The 17389-nt window shown below is 25.9% G+C and carries 21 protein-coding genes; all 21 read left to right on the top strand.

Features of this window, described 5'->3' with window-relative positions; translation table 11 throughout:
* Window positions 1-195: 195 nt before the first annotated feature.
* The 21 genes from BINT_RS11440 to BINT_RS11345 all read left to right on the top strand — a co-directional run bounded on the left by BINT_RS11440 (window position 196) and on the right by BINT_RS11345 (window position 17281).
* Window positions 196-1542 carry a YcaO-like family protein gene (locus BINT_RS11440; protein WP_014488740.1) on the top strand — a complete coding sequence of 449 codons (1347 nt, stop codon included), beginning with the start codon at window positions 196-198 and terminating at the stop codon, window positions 1540-1542.
* Window positions 1517-2179 (top strand): CPBP family intramembrane glutamic endopeptidase, encoded by a 663-nt coding sequence (locus BINT_RS11435; RefSeq protein WP_041177443.1) that lies wholly within the window; start codon window positions 1517-1519, stop codon window positions 2177-2179. Before BINT_RS11440 ends, BINT_RS11435 begins: the two co-directional genes overlap by 26 nt.
* Window positions 2176-2916, top strand: a complete 741-nt coding sequence (locus BINT_RS11430; protein WP_041177442.1) for a SagF family protein — start codon at window positions 2176-2178, stop codon at window positions 2914-2916. The genes BINT_RS11435 and BINT_RS11430 overlap by 4 nt, the downstream gene beginning before the upstream one ends.
* A gap of 81 nt (window positions 2917-2997) precedes the next feature.
* Window positions 2998-3132 (top strand): streptolysin S family TOMM toxin, encoded by a 135-nt coding sequence (locus BINT_RS15425; RefSeq protein WP_104618768.1) that lies wholly within the window; start codon window positions 2998-3000, stop codon window positions 3130-3132.
* A 310-nt stretch (window positions 3133-3442) separates the two neighbouring features.
* Window positions 3443-4135 (top strand): ABC transporter ATP-binding protein, encoded by a 693-nt coding sequence (locus BINT_RS11425; protein ID WP_014488737.1) that lies wholly within the window; start codon window positions 3443-3445, stop codon window positions 4133-4135.
* A gap of 322 nt (window positions 4136-4457) precedes the next feature.
* Complete coding sequence (locus BINT_RS11420; protein WP_041177441.1) at window positions 4458-5174, top strand: ABC transporter permease; 717 nt, start codon at window positions 4458-4460, stop codon at window positions 5172-5174.
* Window positions 5175-5657: 483 nt separating this feature from the next.
* Complete coding sequence (locus BINT_RS11415) at window positions 5658-5987, top strand: PadR family transcriptional regulator (RefSeq protein ID WP_014488735.1); 330 nt, start codon at window positions 5658-5660, stop codon at window positions 5985-5987.
* A gap of 23 nt (window positions 5988-6010) precedes the next feature.
* Window positions 6011-6406, top strand: coding sequence for a permease prefix domain 1-containing protein (locus BINT_RS15205; RefSeq protein WP_014488734.1), 396 nt, complete (start codon window positions 6011-6013; stop codon window positions 6404-6406).
* A 256-nt stretch (window positions 6407-6662) separates the two neighbouring features.
* Window positions 6663-7325, top strand: a complete 663-nt coding sequence (locus BINT_RS11405) for a permease prefix domain 1-containing protein (protein WP_041177440.1) — start codon at window positions 6663-6665, stop codon at window positions 7323-7325.
* Window positions 7326-7761: 436 nt separating this feature from the next.
* The gene (locus BINT_RS11400) at window positions 7762-8766 is read left to right on the top strand and encodes a hypothetical protein (RefSeq protein WP_041177439.1); all 1005 of its coding nucleotides are present in this window, start codon (window positions 7762-7764) and stop codon (window positions 8764-8766) included.
* 20 nt (window positions 8767-8786) lie between these two features.
* On the top strand, window positions 8787-9185 hold the full coding sequence (locus BINT_RS15200; protein ID WP_014488731.1) for a hypothetical protein: 399 nt from the start codon (window positions 8787-8789) through the stop codon (window positions 9183-9185).
* A 335-nt stretch (window positions 9186-9520) separates the two neighbouring features.
* Entirely contained in the window at window positions 9521-10111 is a 591-nt protein-coding gene (locus tag BINT_RS11390) for a hypothetical protein (RefSeq protein WP_014488729.1), read from the top strand.
* Window positions 10112-10146: 35 nt separating this feature from the next.
* The gene (locus BINT_RS11385) at window positions 10147-10869 is read left to right on the top strand and encodes a hypothetical protein (protein WP_014488728.1); all 723 of its coding nucleotides are present in this window, start codon (window positions 10147-10149) and stop codon (window positions 10867-10869) included.
* Between the two features lie 111 nt (window positions 10870-10980).
* Entirely contained in the window at window positions 10981-11763 is a 783-nt protein-coding gene (locus BINT_RS11380; RefSeq protein ID WP_041177438.1) for a hypothetical protein, read from the top strand.
* A 2-nt stretch (window positions 11764-11765) separates the two neighbouring features.
* Window positions 11766-12437 carry an ABC transporter ATP-binding protein gene (locus BINT_RS11375; RefSeq protein WP_014488726.1) on the top strand — a complete coding sequence of 224 codons (672 nt, stop codon included), beginning with the start codon at window positions 11766-11768 and terminating at the stop codon, window positions 12435-12437.
* Between the two features lie 296 nt (window positions 12438-12733).
* A complete protein-coding gene (locus BINT_RS11370) occupies window positions 12734-13951 on the top strand; it encodes an ABC transporter permease (protein ID WP_014488725.1) in 1218 nt (405 codons plus the stop codon).
* Window positions 13944-14624 (top strand): hypothetical protein, encoded by a 681-nt coding sequence (locus BINT_RS11365; protein ID WP_014488724.1) that lies wholly within the window; start codon window positions 13944-13946, stop codon window positions 14622-14624. Before BINT_RS11370 ends, BINT_RS11365 begins: the two co-directional genes overlap by 8 nt.
* 12 nt (window positions 14625-14636) lie before the next feature.
* On the top strand, window positions 14637-15710 hold the full coding sequence (locus BINT_RS11360) for a hypothetical protein (protein WP_014488723.1): 1074 nt from the start codon (window positions 14637-14639) through the stop codon (window positions 15708-15710).
* A gap of 103 nt (window positions 15711-15813) precedes the next feature.
* On the top strand, window positions 15814-16206 hold the full coding sequence (locus BINT_RS11355; protein ID WP_014488722.1) for a hypothetical protein: 393 nt from the start codon (window positions 15814-15816) through the stop codon (window positions 16204-16206).
* A 133-nt stretch (window positions 16207-16339) separates the two neighbouring features.
* Window positions 16340-16735 (top strand): hypothetical protein, encoded by a 396-nt coding sequence (locus tag BINT_RS11350; RefSeq protein WP_014488721.1) that lies wholly within the window; start codon window positions 16340-16342, stop codon window positions 16733-16735.
* Window positions 16736-16852: 117 nt separating this feature from the next.
* Window positions 16853-17281: a hypothetical protein gene (locus tag BINT_RS11345; RefSeq protein WP_014488720.1), complete on the top strand. Its 429-nt coding sequence runs from the start codon at window positions 16853-16855 to the stop codon at window positions 17279-17281.
* The last annotated feature ends 108 nt before the right edge of the window (window positions 17282-17389 follow it).

The raw sequence follows: 17389 nt of genomic DNA, 5'->3' as shown, positions 1-17389 counted from the left end.
AATAATATTAATTTGTGTTTAGCAATATAAATATCAAATTTAAGTTAAATATAGCCTTTTTGCTTCTTTGTGGCAACAAAAGAAGTGGGGTATGGGGCAAAGCCACATATATTAAAAACAAAATATAATTTTATTTTTTATGAATTATAGTTATGTAGGTATTTATGAAATAATTAAGTAAAGAGATGAAAATATATGATTAAATATTATCCAAGCCATAAAAATATATTAAATAAATACAATTCTATTTGCGGACACCAAACAGGAATTATGGATTCTCTTATTATAATGCAGGCTAATTCTGTTATTGCTGAAAATATTAATACATGTACGGCAATGCTTCCAGATTATCATAAAATATTATTAGGCGATAATGCTGAAGTTAATTATCATCTTTCAGGTTATGGTATTTATAGAGATGAGGCTATTATTAGATTATTGGGTGAAGGCATTGAGAGATATGCATTATTTACAGCAAATTTATACTTTGAAGAAAAATTAAAATACGCTTCATATAATCAATTAAAAGAAAAGTATCCTGATAATATAATACCATTTGAATATGTGAAAATATACAGCGATGAAGATTGTAATAAATTAAACAGCATAGGAATTTTAGAAAATATTACAGAAGATGATATATTGTCTTGGGTGCTTCTTCCTTCTTTGTTTGATAAAGAAAAAGAATATTATGTACCGGCACAGAATTTCTTTTTATCGCATATTATTAGAAGAGATAAAAAAGAAAAAATATTTATAGGCGGATTTTCAAAGGGAAGTGCAAGTCATAAAAGTATTCCCCTTGCTTTGAAATCTGCTATTACCGAAATAATAGAATGCGACAGCTGCATGATAAAATGGTATACTGACAGTAAAGTTAAAGAAATTATTATTGATGATGATATTCTTAATGAAGTTATTAATAGTATTTTAAAAGATATTGATTATAATGTGAGAGTTTTTGATTATACAGTTGACAAAAAATTGGGTTATGTATTTACTGTTATGCTTGAAAATAAAAATGAAAAATCTCCTTATATTGTTGTAGGTGCTTCTTCAGGGCTTAATCCTAGAAAAGTGATATACAGAGCTTTTATGGAGGCTTTGGCTATACTTACATTAAATATTAACGGACCCTTATCAATGCCTGCCGATTATTTGGAAACTGTATCTCCAAAAAATTATCTTAATCTTGACAGTAATGTTAATTATTGGGCTGATGCTGAAAATAAAGATAAAAATTTAAAATTCATTAACAGCAAAGTTCAGGATAAAATCGAATTAAAGAAATATAAAAATCTTGAAGTAAATACTGAATCAGATTTGGAATATTTACTTAAAGGGCTTTATAATGTGTCAAAATATGCAGTTTATTTGGATATTACGCCTTCAGAAATATCTGATAAAGATTTGCATGTGATGCGTGTATATGTTCCGGAGCTTGTTCAAATGTCAATGCCTGCTTTCCCTTATAGTAAGCATCCTAGAATCATTGATAATGGAGGAATTTCAAATAATGAATTTCCACACCCTTTACCTTAGTGCTTTTCTTGTACTTTTGGCTATTTCTTTTCCTACTTCTTTGATTGGAATATTTTATAAATTAAATTTTGGAAGAATTAATACTATACTTCCAAATAGTTTAAGTTATCTTTTATTTGTTATAATAGTGTTTTTTACAGGGTATATTGGAAGCATTAATTATAATATTAGTATTTATTTTGTAATTTTGTCTTTTATTATGTCTTTTGTATGTATAGGTATAGAAATATTTGAAGCAATGCTCATTCATTTTTTTAAATATAGATTTTGGATAAAAAATATAGAAGTTCATGAAATAATAGAAAAAAAGAATATATTATTTGATATTATCATTATATTTATAGGGGCTTTATGCGAGGAGATAATTTTCAGACAGGTATTTTTTAATATTACTTATAATGTATTTGGCATTAATATTTATATTGTGATTATACTTTCGGCATTTATATACTCTATTAATCATATATATTTCGGAGCTAATGCTGTATTTCAGAAATTTATTGTAGGAATTATATATTCTTTATTATTTGTATATTCTTCTTTTAGTATAATAGCACCTGTAATTACTCATTTTTTACAGAACTTTATTTTATATATATTATCATTTAGAAGAAATAAAAGAGAGGCATTAAATTGATATTTTTAAATCTTTTACCATATATAGCCGTATCTTTTATATTGGGTATTATAATCAAGTTTTCAGAACGTACTAATATCATTAATAATATTTGTTTTAAATTAATGAATCATAGCAGGCTTGAATATAATGAGATGTATGTTTATGTAAGCACTTATATATATTGGCTTTTAATGATTATTTTTGCTGTTATAATAAGTCTGATACAAAAACAAAATATTTTATTATATTTGTATATAGAAAGAAAATATATAATTTATATTTTTATAAATATTTTTGCTGTTATATCTGCTTTTGAACTGATTATGAGTGTAATAAGTTTAATCAATAAAGATATAAGAGTAAATACCATATTTAATAATATATTATTAGTTCCTTCTGTGGATATGCTTTATTCTTCAAGAAGCAACCCTAAATGGACTTTAATAATGTTTGCAAGTATAATCAAATGCTTATTCTTTAACGGAGTAATATATTCAGCTGTAAAAATGCAGTTTAGCGATTACGGTATATTTTTTACTATTTTCATAGTAAGTATGTTATTTTCATTAGAGGAAATTTTGAGAGTAAACAGCATAAAGCAGGCATTAATATTTACTATAGCCTGTTTTGTTGTTATAACTATTAATGCTCTCACATTTGAGTATAGCGGAAGTTTGATTCCTTCCGTATTTGCCAATATATCTTTTACGCTTTATTATTTTGGGCAATTTGAAAATATTAGCAAATATTCATAAAATTTAATTATTGGTATTAATTTTTTTATATATTTTATATATAGAAAATTTAATATAAAAAACATCAAAAGGAGTTGTTATATGATTAAATATTCTTCTAAAGTACGAACAACATGTTCTCTAAAAAGCCAATCTGTTGTATTGACTCCTGGAGGATGTTGCTGTTCTTGTTGTTGTTCTTGCTGCGTTAACGTAACAACTACAACTAACAATTAATTTATTATAATAGTTTATAGTAAATTAGTATGCCTGCTGTGTTAATTTTATTAATGCAGCGGGTTTATACTTAAATAGCTATATTTTTGTTTTTACATTTGGGACTTTACCGCAACTGTAGTAAATTGTGTTGGTAGCCCCACTTTTTTCTTGCTACATATAAGTATGCCTACGGTTAGAAAAAAATTCTTTTGCACTTTCGCCGTAGGCGTACTTCGTATGGTTCTTTTTGCGGCGGGAAAAAGAACAACAAAAAATTGATAAACTTAAAAATTTTTTGTATATATTATAATATATTGAGTTGGTTATAATGGAAATATTGATTAGTGCTAGAAATATAGAAAAGAAATTTAATAATAATGTTATTTTGAAAAATGTTAATTTTGATATACATAAAGGTGAAATAATAGCACTTGTAGGCCCTAATGGTTCAGGCAAAACAACATTAATCAATATATTATTAGGAATATTAAAAGCTGATAAAGGCGAATTAAAAATAAATATAGATAATTATAAAAAGCATATAGGAGTTCAGCTTCAGTCCACGCCGTTTTTTGAGGGCTACAGTGTAAGAGATAATATATTAATGTTTTCAGCACTTTACGATATAAAAATGAGTAATGAAGAAATAGAAAGCATTACAAAAAAATACGGACTTAATCCAAAAACTCCAGCTATAAAACTTTCGGGAGGTGAACAGAAAAAACTTGCTATAATGATAGCTACTATGCAAAATCCGGACTTACTTATATTTGATGAGCCTACTGCGAGCTTGGATCCTAGAGAAAGGTATAATGTTAAAAACATGTTATTAGAGCTTGCTAAAAATAATAAAACTATACTTTTTACTTCTCATGATTTAGAGGAAGTTGAGGACCTTGCGAGTAAAATAGTATTTTTATATAAAGGGGAGATATTAGAAAGCGGCAGCAAAGAAGAACTTTTAAATAAATATAATTTTGACAGTTTGGAGAAACTTTACCTGCATATTACTAATTATTAATTTTAGTATATACTGAAACAAATATATTTTGTCAAAAATTATTTTATTATTTTTATTATTTGTGGGGACTAGCCCCCACACCCCCACTTCTTTTGTTGCCACAAAGAAGCAGGCACAGCCCGCCTATGGCGAAAGGCTATATTTGAACTTAAATGTAATAAATTATTTTACGTGTAAGACAATTTTAGTATGATTTAGCACTAATTTTATATTTGCACTTTCGCGAAGCGTGCCTACGGCAGCAACTTTGACGAAGTCCGCAGAGCGTGTGCGGCGGGAAAAAGAACAACAAAAAATTATAAATATATATTAAAAAATTATTATGAAAACGATATTTAAACTCACAATGAAAAAAGCTATAAGAGATCCTTTTCTTATATTTTGGTCTATATTCTTTCCTTTGGTGATAGTTATATCATTGGGACTTTTTTTCAAAATGGAAAGCTATACCGTGCATATACTTACCGCTATGAGCTGTGTGAGTGTGCTTGCCTATTCCTTTATGACTACAAGTTTTAATGTGCTTAGTCAGAGAAGGAGAGGAGTTTATAATTTACTTAAAGTAACGCCTCTTCCTTTATACAAATATATTATAAGTTTATCATGTGCTTGGGTGATAATATCTATTATAAGCTGTTTATTTGTATTTTTTGTATGTGCTTTATTTTTTAAATTGGAATTTTCTTTTGCTTCTATACTTTTATTTTTGCCTGTAATTATATTGGCTTCTTTGCTTTATATATTTATAAGCTTCTTTGTTTCTAGTCTGGTTAAAAATAATGAAACTGCAAGCATATTATATAATATTATTTTGATGGCTTCTATGTTTTTGAGTGACGGATATTATTCTTTATACAATGCTCCAAATATAGTGAAAATTTTAAGTAAATTAAATATTTTCCAGTATTTTTTGAATGCCTTTAGAGGTGCTTTTTATTTTGATTTTCATGCATATTTTATTGGAATAGCTGTACTTTTAGTATGTTTAATAATTGCTTTGATGCTTGCCGTTAATACTTTCAGATACGCTGATAAATAATTTATGTACTTGTTTTTCTACCTAAACAACTATATTTTGTCAATTTTTATTCAACTTTTTCCAGCCGCACACGCTCTGCGGACTTCGTCAAAGTTGCTGCCGCAGGCACGCTTCGCGAAAACGCAATTGCTATAACTTTATATTTTAAGAATATGTATTAAGTATAGTGTAATACCCTATTGTAGGTCAAAAATGCAGTTGTTCGCGAAGCGTATCCGAGCCTGTTGAGGATATAGGTTCTTTTATACCAATAAAAGAACTGGTGTATGGGGCAAAGCCCCATATATTAAAAAGAAAATATAATTTTAATTTTGAAAAAATATAGTTTTTTAGGTATATACAATATATATTATAATAATTTTACATATAATTTTATCAGCTAAAGTTTTGAAACAAGTATAAATTATTTTTTTGGTTATTGACAAAATTCCATATTTATTTTACTTTAAAAAATAAATTATAATTAGTTTAGGGTTAGTATTAATGTATATAGAAAGCGATATAATACGAGGTCATATTGATGCTGTTGTTCTGCATTTTTTGAAAGATAATGATTCTTACGGTTATGAACTTTCTAAATTAATTACTGATAAAACTAATGGAGAATATGAGATTAATGGTCAGACTTTATACAGTGCTATAAGAAGACTTGAAGGAAAAAAGCTAATAGAAAGTTATTGGGGTGATGAAAGTCAGGGCGGAAGAAGAAAATATTATAAAATTACTGAAGAAGGTAAAAAGTTTTTGCAGGAAGAAAGAGAAATATGGCTATTCACTAAAAAGATAATAGATAAACTTCTTGATATTGAATAGATATATTAGGCAGAGAAAATATTATGATAGATGATTTTTGTAATGAATTAAAAAATAAATACCCTAATACTCAAAAAATTAGAGATCAAATTGAAGAACTTAGAAATTATTTATATATGAAAAGCGAAGAATATATAAATGATTCTAAAGAAGAAGCTTTTAAAAAGGCACTTAAATCTTTCGGAGATGTAGATTCACTTCTTGAGGAATTATCAAAGGATACAAAAATAGTTAATAAATACAGATTATATTTATTTGTTGGTACTATTGATATTGTTATTGTGGCTTTTTTAAGTTTATTATTATGCTTTATATCTTTAAAAAATAATTATATATCATTTTTTTCTTATATAAATAATTCATTGATTGCCAGCATATTTTTTATCATTTCTGGAATAATTAGTATTTTTTACTTATAGTGATACAGTTTATTAATATGCGTAATATATATGAAACGGTAGAATATACTTACAATGATTATAAGATAAATTTAAAATATTCTATAATAGGTTTTATTATTATATCTATAGCGGTATTTATATTTAATATGTTTTTTAGTCCGCATCATATTTGGTTTGTATTTGTTATTATATACTTTTTATCTTGGCCTTTGACTGTGTTTTTATTTTATCAATTTTTTAAAAATTCTGATAAAAATATTAATAGGAAATGATGATGAATATTAATGAGTTTTATAAAAATATTAAAAAGAAATACCCTAATACTAAAGAAGTTCTTGAGCAATTAGATGAAATAAAAGATATGTTAAATTCCAAAGTTCAGCATTATGTAAAAAATGGAATGAAATATGAAGAAGCATGCAGTAAATCTATAGATGAGCTTGGAAATATTGATGAAGTTTTTGAAGATATAAGCAAAGATGCAAAAATTGTTCATAATTTATATATAAAAATATTAACAGCTTTAATATCATCTTTTTCTACAGCTCTTTTAGCTTTTATTGTTGGTTTGATTGTAAATAATTTAAGTTTTTTTAATGAAACTACTAAAATAGGTTATAAACTTACTATGCCTTATTTTTATTTGGTATTATTTATTTATATAGTGATTTATTCTTTTTGGAATTTCTCTGATAATATAAAACCCAAAATAAGAAAGTACAGTTATGATATATATAAAATTAATTTAAAAAATTCTATTATTGCTGTTATAATTTATTCTGTGATAATGATTATTGTAAATATCATTACATATCAATATAATAATTATTTATGGTTTATTTGGGCTTTCAATGGAATATTGAATTGGACTATTTCTATAATTGCAGATTATCATTTATTTAGAAGCAGAATATTTGAATATACTGAAAAGTTTTAAATTAATTTTTATGTTGTCTTTTTCAACTGTGAACCATACCTACAGTGGATTTTATCAGGTACTCCTTATAGTTGCTGTCAATCTTATATCCTCGATAAACTTGGATAAAATAGTTAGATAAATGATTAATTTTGTATAATGATAAATAATCAGCCGCACGTATAAAGGACTATCCATAATATTATGATATACTGTGCGGATTGCCTCCGCGAAGCGTACCCAATGGGTATAGGCTAGTAGTTGACAAAATATAGTTGTCTAGATATATACTATTTGTAAATACACTTAATTAGTTGCCAGATAGTTTACAGTTCATAAAATGATTTGTTTTTATTATAGGAGTTAAATTTTGTAATACTTTACACAAAGTATATTGACAGACATAATACTTGTGTTATAATAGTAGTATAAGATAAATAGTAGGTGTATTGTTTTTATGAAAAGGTTGTTATTACTATTTTTTATATTATCAAGTTTCCTTTTTGCTCAGAATGATTTTGTAAACTCAGGTTTCCATTATAGTTATAATTATTTCGGATTTCCATTTTCTGTTGATTTTGGATATGCATATAAAAAGAATTCTCATTTTATATATGTTCCTCGTGTAGGAATAAGTTTTGATTATGGTGCAGAATCATCATTTGGAATATTTGCTAATGTTGGAATGGAATACAGATACAGAAGATTTTTTATAGATTTGAATTATAAACAAGGAATAACACCTCCATTTGCTACATTCAATTATAAAGATTTGGAATATTACGGACAATTAAAATTAGGTTATTCTTTTGATAATGTTAGTATTTATTATGGTATGAATATAGGTAAAATGTTAACTTCTGAAAGAGAGGTTTATAGATTAAGTTCTATATTTAAGATTAATCAGAGTATTGGTTTAAGTTCTACATTTGTTGATGATGGAGTTAATAAATTAAAATTCAATGCTAGTGTAGGAGCAAGCATTATACCTAATGAAAAGCAGTATTCTTATAATGTTTCAGCTAGCATGCCTTATTCATTCTTCCATTATTGGGGAGAGCTTGGAATTATGCCTTATATAGGATATAGTGCTTATTTTGATAAAAGCGAGAAAAAATATTCTATAGGCTTTAAATATTTATACTCTCTTATGATGATGCCTTTATCAAATTTGGAAGCACATGTTAAAAATATGGACTTTCTTACATTTGCCCATTTTGAATATAAATTTTTTATGAGATTTCTTCCTTCTGGTTTTAATGATATATACTTAGTTGCTTTTGGTAATGTAGGTTATGGAAAATATTTTGAAAGTAGTATTGATAAAGGTAATTTATTATATGTTGTAGGCGGAGGAATAGGGTATAATCTTTACGGAACAACACCTTTACAATTAACTTTCGGTGTTGATAATAATAATAGTTTGGTTATGAATTTAATAATCAGCGCTATAATGTTTTAATATTTTGGAGTTTATTATTAATGGGAAGTATTAAAAATAAAATTATATTTTCTTTTTTATGCTTAATCTTTTATACAGCATTGGGTTTATCATTTTATTTAATACCTTTCAATTCGGAACTATTAAATATAATTGCAGTAACTTGTATTACTATATTTAGCGTATTTTTTATACTTCCTGCATTTTTATATTCTCCTGTTTATTCAATAATTATTGGAGTTTTACATTATATATTTTTTAGAATGTTTGAAATTATAAGAATTTTTACTAAACTAGATTCTACGCCTGTAACTTTGATTTATTTAATATTTCAAAGTGCTTTTGGTATTATTATTAATATAGTTGGTATTGTATTAACTTGCTTGACTATTTATTTTGTTAAAAATATATTAAAAATAAATGTACTGATTTTAATATAAATATGGCTTTAATAACAGCTGGTATAATTACGTTTATTAAATTTATTGTAAGTGCATTTAATTTTTCATCATTCTTTTTTTACTTTATGGTAAATAATATAACTATTAATAATGATTTAATAATACAGCAGCTTATTGCTAATGTTGTTAGCGTTATATTTACTTTTATTGCTGTGATGATTTCTTATTTCATTTATATTAAAATAAAAGATAAGCCATTTTTTTGCGATGTAAAGGCCTGATTAGTTGAAAAATATGGAGAGATTGATGAATAGTAAAAAAATAGAATTATATTTTCTTTTATATGTGTTGTACTTTATATTGCATGTTCTTTTGTGCCTTTTTTAAGGAGCTTTAATTTATTAAAAATATTTTTTATACTTCCTGCTTTTTTGTATTCTCCTATTTATTCAATAGGGATTGGAATTGCAAGCTATATATTTTTACTTGCATTTAGCATAATAAAACTTCTTCCTTATTTGAATAATTTAGTACTTGTTTTTTTGCAGACTGCATTGAGAAATTCAGCTAATGTATTGATTAATATATTGTTTGTTGTATTAGCTTCTTTGTTAATTTATTTTTTCAAGAAAAAAGCATTAAAAAAAGGAATTGATATTAACATTAGTATGGCTTTGACTATAGCAGTTATAATAACATTTTTAGAATTAATTGTAAGTACATTTTATTTATTAATTTATTCTAAAGATAATGTATCAAATTATAATACTATAATAATGGAACATTCATTTTTCTATATTAATTCTATGATATTTACTTTTATAGCTGTTATTGTTTCTTATTTCATTTATATGAAGATAAAAGACAAAGCATTTTTTGCTAATAATTTAAATAATAATGAGAATAATCAAGATAATGATAATAATTTAAATAAAGAGAACAATGTTAACAATATTAATGAGTAGTTTTTTATTGTATTTTGTTTTAAGGAGGATTTAATATGATGAGAAAGATTTTGACAGTTTTATTTTTATCTTTAGTTTTGACTATTTCAGCTTTTTCATACAGTAAAGAATTTAATGAACTTTATAACTTGTATTATATGGCTAATACAAATAAAGCAGATGATTTAAATCTCGCTATAGAAAAAATGAAAAAAGCAAATGTTGGAAAAATAGAAAAACAAACTTATGATAATCTTATTTTACTTATGGACATATATATGAATCCTAGAAGTAAAAGAGAGGCTTATAAATTATTGAATGATAATATAAAAAAGAATACTCCTCTTTTATCGGAGAAAGATGCTGATTACTTGTCTTCTGTTGCTGATGTGATGAGCGGAGCTATTAATTATTCTTCATTTAATGATGTTATAAAACTTTCAGGCAAGGCAGGGGAAATATATGACAATGCTTTAAAAATCAATGCGAATCATTTTCCTTCTCTTTTGGGTAAAGCAATACTCACAGCATACAGCCCTGAATTTGTAGGCGGAGGAATAGATAAATCGCTTCCAATATTTAAAAAGGCTGAAAATAGTGCCAAAGAGAAATGGGAAAAGCATATAGTTTATTTATGGACTTCTCAGGCTTATTTTAAAAATAATGATAAAGCCAATTATGATAAGTACATGAAAATGGCAAAAGATATATTTCCAGAAGGAGCTTTTATAAAAAATATTATTGATATGAATGCCAAAGGAAAAGGAATGTTTAATTGATATATTTAAGAATTATTATTAAATATACTGATATGTATTGCAATTATATAAAGCTATAGTATTTGCACTTTTTGCAGCGGGAAAAAGTTGAATAAATATAAGGATATTAAAATGTTTAGAGTGATTGTTTTGATTTTTATTAACGTTTTCTTTTTATGCGGATTATACGGAGAGATTTCAAGCGAAGCTAATTCCATATTAAAAGAAATAGACAATAAAAATAATGAATACCATTCAGGAGCAAGACTTGTAAGAACGAGCGAAGCTAAGGATATTTTAAATAGAGTTAATAACAGCAATTTAAGAGAAGAAGAGAAAATGCATTTAAGTATAGAATGCTATACTCTTTGGGCTAATGTATCTATTGCAAACGGAACTTTTGAAGAAGATTATAAGACTTTAGGTGAGATATATAATAACCTTAAGAAAGATAAAGTTTTCAAAAAAGGTTCTTCAGATATTTATGCTTCATTCGCTAATTTTGCAAACTCATTTACTTCACTTGCTTTTTTTAATAACAAATATCCTTATAGTGTTATAGTTGATATGTATACCTATGCACGTATGGCTTTATTAAAAGATAAAAATAATATAAGGGCAAAACAAGTATATGGAATGTGGCAGATAGCTACTTTAGGTTTTTATAATAATGCTGCATATTATTCTGTAATAAGTTCTTTAAATGATACAAGCAATTTACCAGACTATATGGTTTACAGAGCTTATATTTATAGATCTATGGCATATATGAAAGTAAATGAAACAGATAAGGCTTTTAAAGAATTAGATGAAGCTTTAAAAATGTATCCTAAAGGCTTTTACGGATATTTATTAAAGAGTTCTTATGATAAAGGTAAGGACGGATTTTTGAGTGCGGAGGGTTCTGACTTTTAATTATGATAAGATGTGAGAGTATTTCAAAGATATATAAAACTAAAGATTATAATATAACAGCAAATAAAAATATTAGTTTAGAAATAAAAGACGGAGAAATTGTATGGGTGGCTGGAGTTTCCGGAGCTGGTAAAAGTACGCTTCTTCATATATTATCGAGTATAGACATTCCGACTTCAGGTTCTGTTTATTGGAATGATAATGAGGTGTCAAAATTAAGCGATAAAGAAAGAAGCAGTTTCAGGCTTTCAAATATAGGGCTCATTTTACAGTCGCTTGAGCTTTTGAAAACTCAGAGTGTATTTGATAATGTTGCTTTACCTCTTAAGTTTTTAAATGAAAGTTCTTCTAATATAAATAAAAAAGTTAATGAAATATTAGAAAACTTAAAAATAGATAATTTAAAAAAGAAGAAACCGGAACAGCTTTCAGGAGGACAGAAACAGAGAGTTGCAATTGCTAGGGCATTAGTAAGCGAAGCACCTTATATATTCGGCGATGAGATTAGTGCGAATTTGGATACTGAAACGAGCAAATTTATTTATGAATATATAAGAAATACTATAAAGAAAAGAAACGGTATAGGATTTTTTATTTCGCATGATGAATTGATAGAAGATTATGCAGACAAAAAATATATTATGAGGGATGGAGGAATAATACTCAATATATAGTAATAATTTTTAGTTTTTTTGTGGTGGCTTTGCTCCCACACCCCCACTTCTTTTGCGACCGAAGGGAGTCCTTCAGGGCGACCGTAGGAAGTGCCTGTGGTATTGCCACAGGCGAAGCCCGCCTACGGCGAGAAGCAAAAAGGCTATATTTTTAACTTAAAATGCATAATTTATCTTACCTTTAAAATATAATTAATATTATTTAAAAGTATTTTTTACTTGCACTTTTTGGTTCTTTTTGCGGCGGGAAAAAGAACAATAATAAAATTTTATTAATAACTACAATGGACAGATAAATGAATATAATAAAATTAGCATTCGATAATCTTTGGTATAATAAAACCAGAACAATTTTAAATATGATACTTATTATAGTGTCTTTCGTATCTCTTATGATGATAAGCGGATATAATAACTTCACAAAAGAAGGTATTATTATAAGTGTTAATACAAGCGGAGGCTCTGTTGTAATAGCTGATAAATCTTATTGGGATACAAAAAGCGAAAAAATCAATATGCTTAATAATAATGATTTTGAAGCAATTTATAAAAAACTTGACACTATAAATGAAATTAATGATTATCAGAAAAAACTCGATATAAGCGGACTTGTAGGTAATGAAAGTAAAAGTAAATTCTTTTCAGGTTATGCTTATGAGAAATCATCAAAAATAATGTCATCAGTTTCTTTAAAGGCAGGAACTCCTATATTTGATGATGATATTGATACTATGGTTTTGGGCAAAGATTTGGGAGAGTTTTTTAATATTAATTATGATGATACGCCTTATTTAAATTTGATGACAGATTTCGGAGATGGTATAAATCTAGGTTCTTTAATGGCGGTAGGTTCAATATCTTTGAATAATAGTGCTTCTGATGCTATTACTCTTTACTGTCCTCTTAATGCTATGTATGAGGTTTTTGGTCTTGAATATGGTAATGCTCATAATTTACTCGTATATTTAAAAGATTATAAAAAGGCTACTGAAATAAAAAATAGTCTTAATAAATATTTTAATGAAAACAATTTAAATTATGAAGCTAAAGATTGGAAGGATTTGAATGCATTTTTACTTTCTGTTATTGATATGAATACTAATAATTATTTAATAGCATTATTAATATTAAGTATATTAGTATTTGTTTCAGTTATGCAAATGCTTACAACAAATTTTTTAGAGCGTTTGAATGAATTCGGTACTATGCGTGCATTAGGAATAAATATAAAAAATGTAACTTTACTTTTATTTTTGGAAATTATTATAATGGCTGTATTGAGTTCTGTTATTTCAATAATTATTTCTTATGGTGCTTCAGGTATACTTAATGCTTCAAATTTTGTAATGAAATTTCCGGGTGCTACAGATGGTTATGCTTTAAGTTTATTACTAACATTTAAAGATACTGTTTTAATATTTGCATGGGTATTATCTGTTTCTATACTAGCAGGGATCTATCCAATAATAAAGGTTATTAGAATGCCTATAATAGAGGTGATAAAGTATGTGTAAAAAAATAGTGAAAATTTTATTTATAATAAGCATTTTATCTTTTAATTTGTACAGTCAGAATATATTTGATGATTTTGTTAAAATTTATAATAGAGACGGAAAAAGTTATAAGATGTCCGGCACTTTTACTGATATAAAAGACGGCAAAAAGAAAGTTAATAATTTTGATATGATAGTTGGAAAAAACTATAAATTGATGTATTTAAAAAATAATAATACTCTTTTTCTTGCTAATGATCAGGGATATTTTGTGCAGTCAAAGAATCAGGTTTCACCTTTAAAAATTTCAGGAAGCTATGTTGTAACAGGTGCTGCAAATATGAATGATTTAATGTCTATCAACTTTACCGATGATTATAAGATAGAAAAAGTTGTTAGTGATGAAGAAGTAAATTTAGTAAAGAAAAATAGAAGCGTACCTTATGCCAAAGCTACACTAAAAAAAATTGCCGGCGGATATAGCATAGATTTTTTTGATAATAGCGGAAAGGCATTGAAAAGAGGTATATACAAAATAAAAGATAATTATTTTAATGATATGGAATTTTATAATTTGATTATTAATACCAATACAAGTACAGTATGTAATATATCAAAGACAGAGCCTTCAAGTTCATCAAGTTCCTATTTTAGAAGCGAGAACATGAAAATGCTTTTTGGTTTATTTAAATAATAATAAAAACATTTGGTAATAAATGCATCGTACAAAAATATATTTAATTTTTTTATATTTGCTGTATCCTCTATAGCATTCGCCGATATAACACCTAAATTCGGTATAAAGAATAGTTTTAATTATATAGATTTAAAAGAAAGCCAATATATACCAAATTCAATATTAAGTAATGACACTTATTTTTATTTAGGTTTTGAATATCTTAACAATAATTTTTATTTTTCATTCAAGCCTGCAATTAGAATATATACAAAAGATAATAGAGAACTTATTTATGATAATGGAAATCTTATAAAACAGCATGATAATAAGGCATATTTGTCTTTTACATTCGATGAAATACAATTTAATTATATAAATGAAATTTTAGGTTTTTATATAGGAAAGAGAAAATTCCATTTCGGAGAAGGTTTCAACAGGCAGTATATGTTTGTTGGTGAAAGCGTACTTTATAATGATTATGAGGCTTTATATAATACCGAGCTTAATTTTTATCAGGGAAATATTACTCATTCAATAGGATTCATTACAGACACTAAATCAATAGACTTACTAAAAGAACCTCAGTATTATACTTCTTGGTATTATTTAAAATATTCCTCATCTCATTTGGGATTAATGGGAATAACAAAATATACTTATGACTTGCAAAAACAAAATAATTTAATGCTTGGTTTTGAGGCTTCATATATATTTGATATAGGTTTTAAACTTTATGGAAATGTTACTTATAATATTTTAAGTAGCAATAATTTAGGAAAAAGTCTTAATGATATAAAAAGTTTATTAGGTATTAATTATACTTTTATTTATAATTATGATTTTATACTTAGTCCTTATGTAGAATATTTTTATGAAGATAGTCATTCATTTTATTCTATAGGGCTTTATTTATCTTTCCTTAATAATTTATTTAATATAATAACTTATTTTTCTCATTCTCCTAATTATAAAATGGATTTAAATACCAAACTTCTTATCAATTATAATAATTTTAGTTTTACTTTTAATTATTATACTCCTTTCAAGAGCAATGAAATTTTAGAACATGCTTTTGAAATATCATTGGAATATAACTATTAATGCTATATCCTTATTAATTTTAAGCATAATATTTTAATTATGAAAACTTTATATTGACATAGTAAAAAATATAATTATAATCAAAATACTTTAGGAGGTATCTATGAAAAGCAATATTTTTAAATTTTTATTTGTTTTATCATTATTGAGTTTTTTGTCAGTTGGATGTGGTGTTAAAGATATATTGGGTTTAGGAGATGATAATGGTATAGACCAAGAATATATAGGTAATACATATTCAGGCAAAATTGATAGTAACAAATCAGGTACTATGAGTGCTACTATTACTGTGAATAGCGATGGTTCTTTTACTTTGTATTTAGGAAGTAGCTATACTAAGTTCGAGGCATCAAATATTAAAAATAATGGTAATGGTCAATATAGCGGTATTCAGGGTGTTTATTCTTTTAGTCTAGAGTTTACATCTTCATCAGTATATGTTTCACTATATAATTTTAGTGATACAGAATCAATAAAAGGTACTTTGGTAAGATAATAAAATTCCTATAATAATATAGTTTTGTAAAATACTTATTTTATTTATATATTTTTTAGTATGTAAAAATATTTTGTATTTACTAATTAACAAAAATATATTTATTTATATTAAATATTAAAAAGGAGCAAATATGATTAAAAAATTATTTTTATTTACTTTATTAGTATCAAGCTTTTTAGTGATAAGCTGCAGCAACAAAGATACAACAGGATCGACAGGAGAACAACCTATAGGTACAGGTATAGATTCTAAATGGTATAATACTTATTCTGGCAGTATTTCTGATAAAACTACTGGGGAAAAAATTCCAGTTATATTAAAAATTGATTCTACTGGTGTAACTATTACTATGAATACAATACCTTTTCCTACATTGCCTCCAGAAACTATAGTTAAAGATTCAGATACTCAATATCATACTTTGACTACTACTGATAATAATTTTACATTTGTATTTGATGATGGAGGAGTTACTTTTAGTGTAAACCCAAATGTTGGTTCTGGATATCTAACAAAACAACAATAAAAGTTTGATAAAAATAAAATGGTGGCTTAAAAATCCACATTTTTTATTTTTTACTATTTTGTATTGACTAATTAAAAAAGATATATATCATTATTAAATATCAAAAAAGGAGCAAATATGATTAAAAAATTATTTTTATTTACTTTATTAGTATCAAGTTTTTTAGTTATAAGCTGCAGCAACGAAGATACAACAGGATCAACAGGTACAGAAACTAGAGTAGGAACAGGCATAGATTTAAAATATGCAGGCGAAATTTACGAAGCATTAAATGTTCAAAAGAAAAATGGAACCGTATTAAGTGTACTTCGAATTACAATTTCTAATGATGGCGGATATAAATTATTCTATGTAGAAACATCAGATGCCAATACTTATAATGGAGAGGTTGTGCCTAAGGAGATTTTTAAAGTTTCAGATACAAAATACAATACCGAATTCTTTGGGGAAGTTACTAGAACATTTGAATTCGCTAGTGATGGTTCAACTTTAACATTACATGAGCCTAATTCATATAATGAAGATATCGTTCTTACAAAAAAATAGTAATAAAGATCATATAAAATAAATCAAAAAAGGGGCTTTTAATAAGCCCTTATTTATTTGCATTGAAAAATATTTATATAAAATATATTATTGACATTATTAATTTTT

This window comes from Brachyspira intermedia PWS/A, assembly GCF_000223215.1.
Lineage (GTDB): Bacteria > Spirochaetota > Brachyspiria > Brachyspirales > Brachyspiraceae > Brachyspira > Brachyspira intermedia.
The sequence above is the reverse complement of the archived record's forward strand: the minus strand, read 5'-3'. Positions and strand labels throughout refer to the sequence as shown.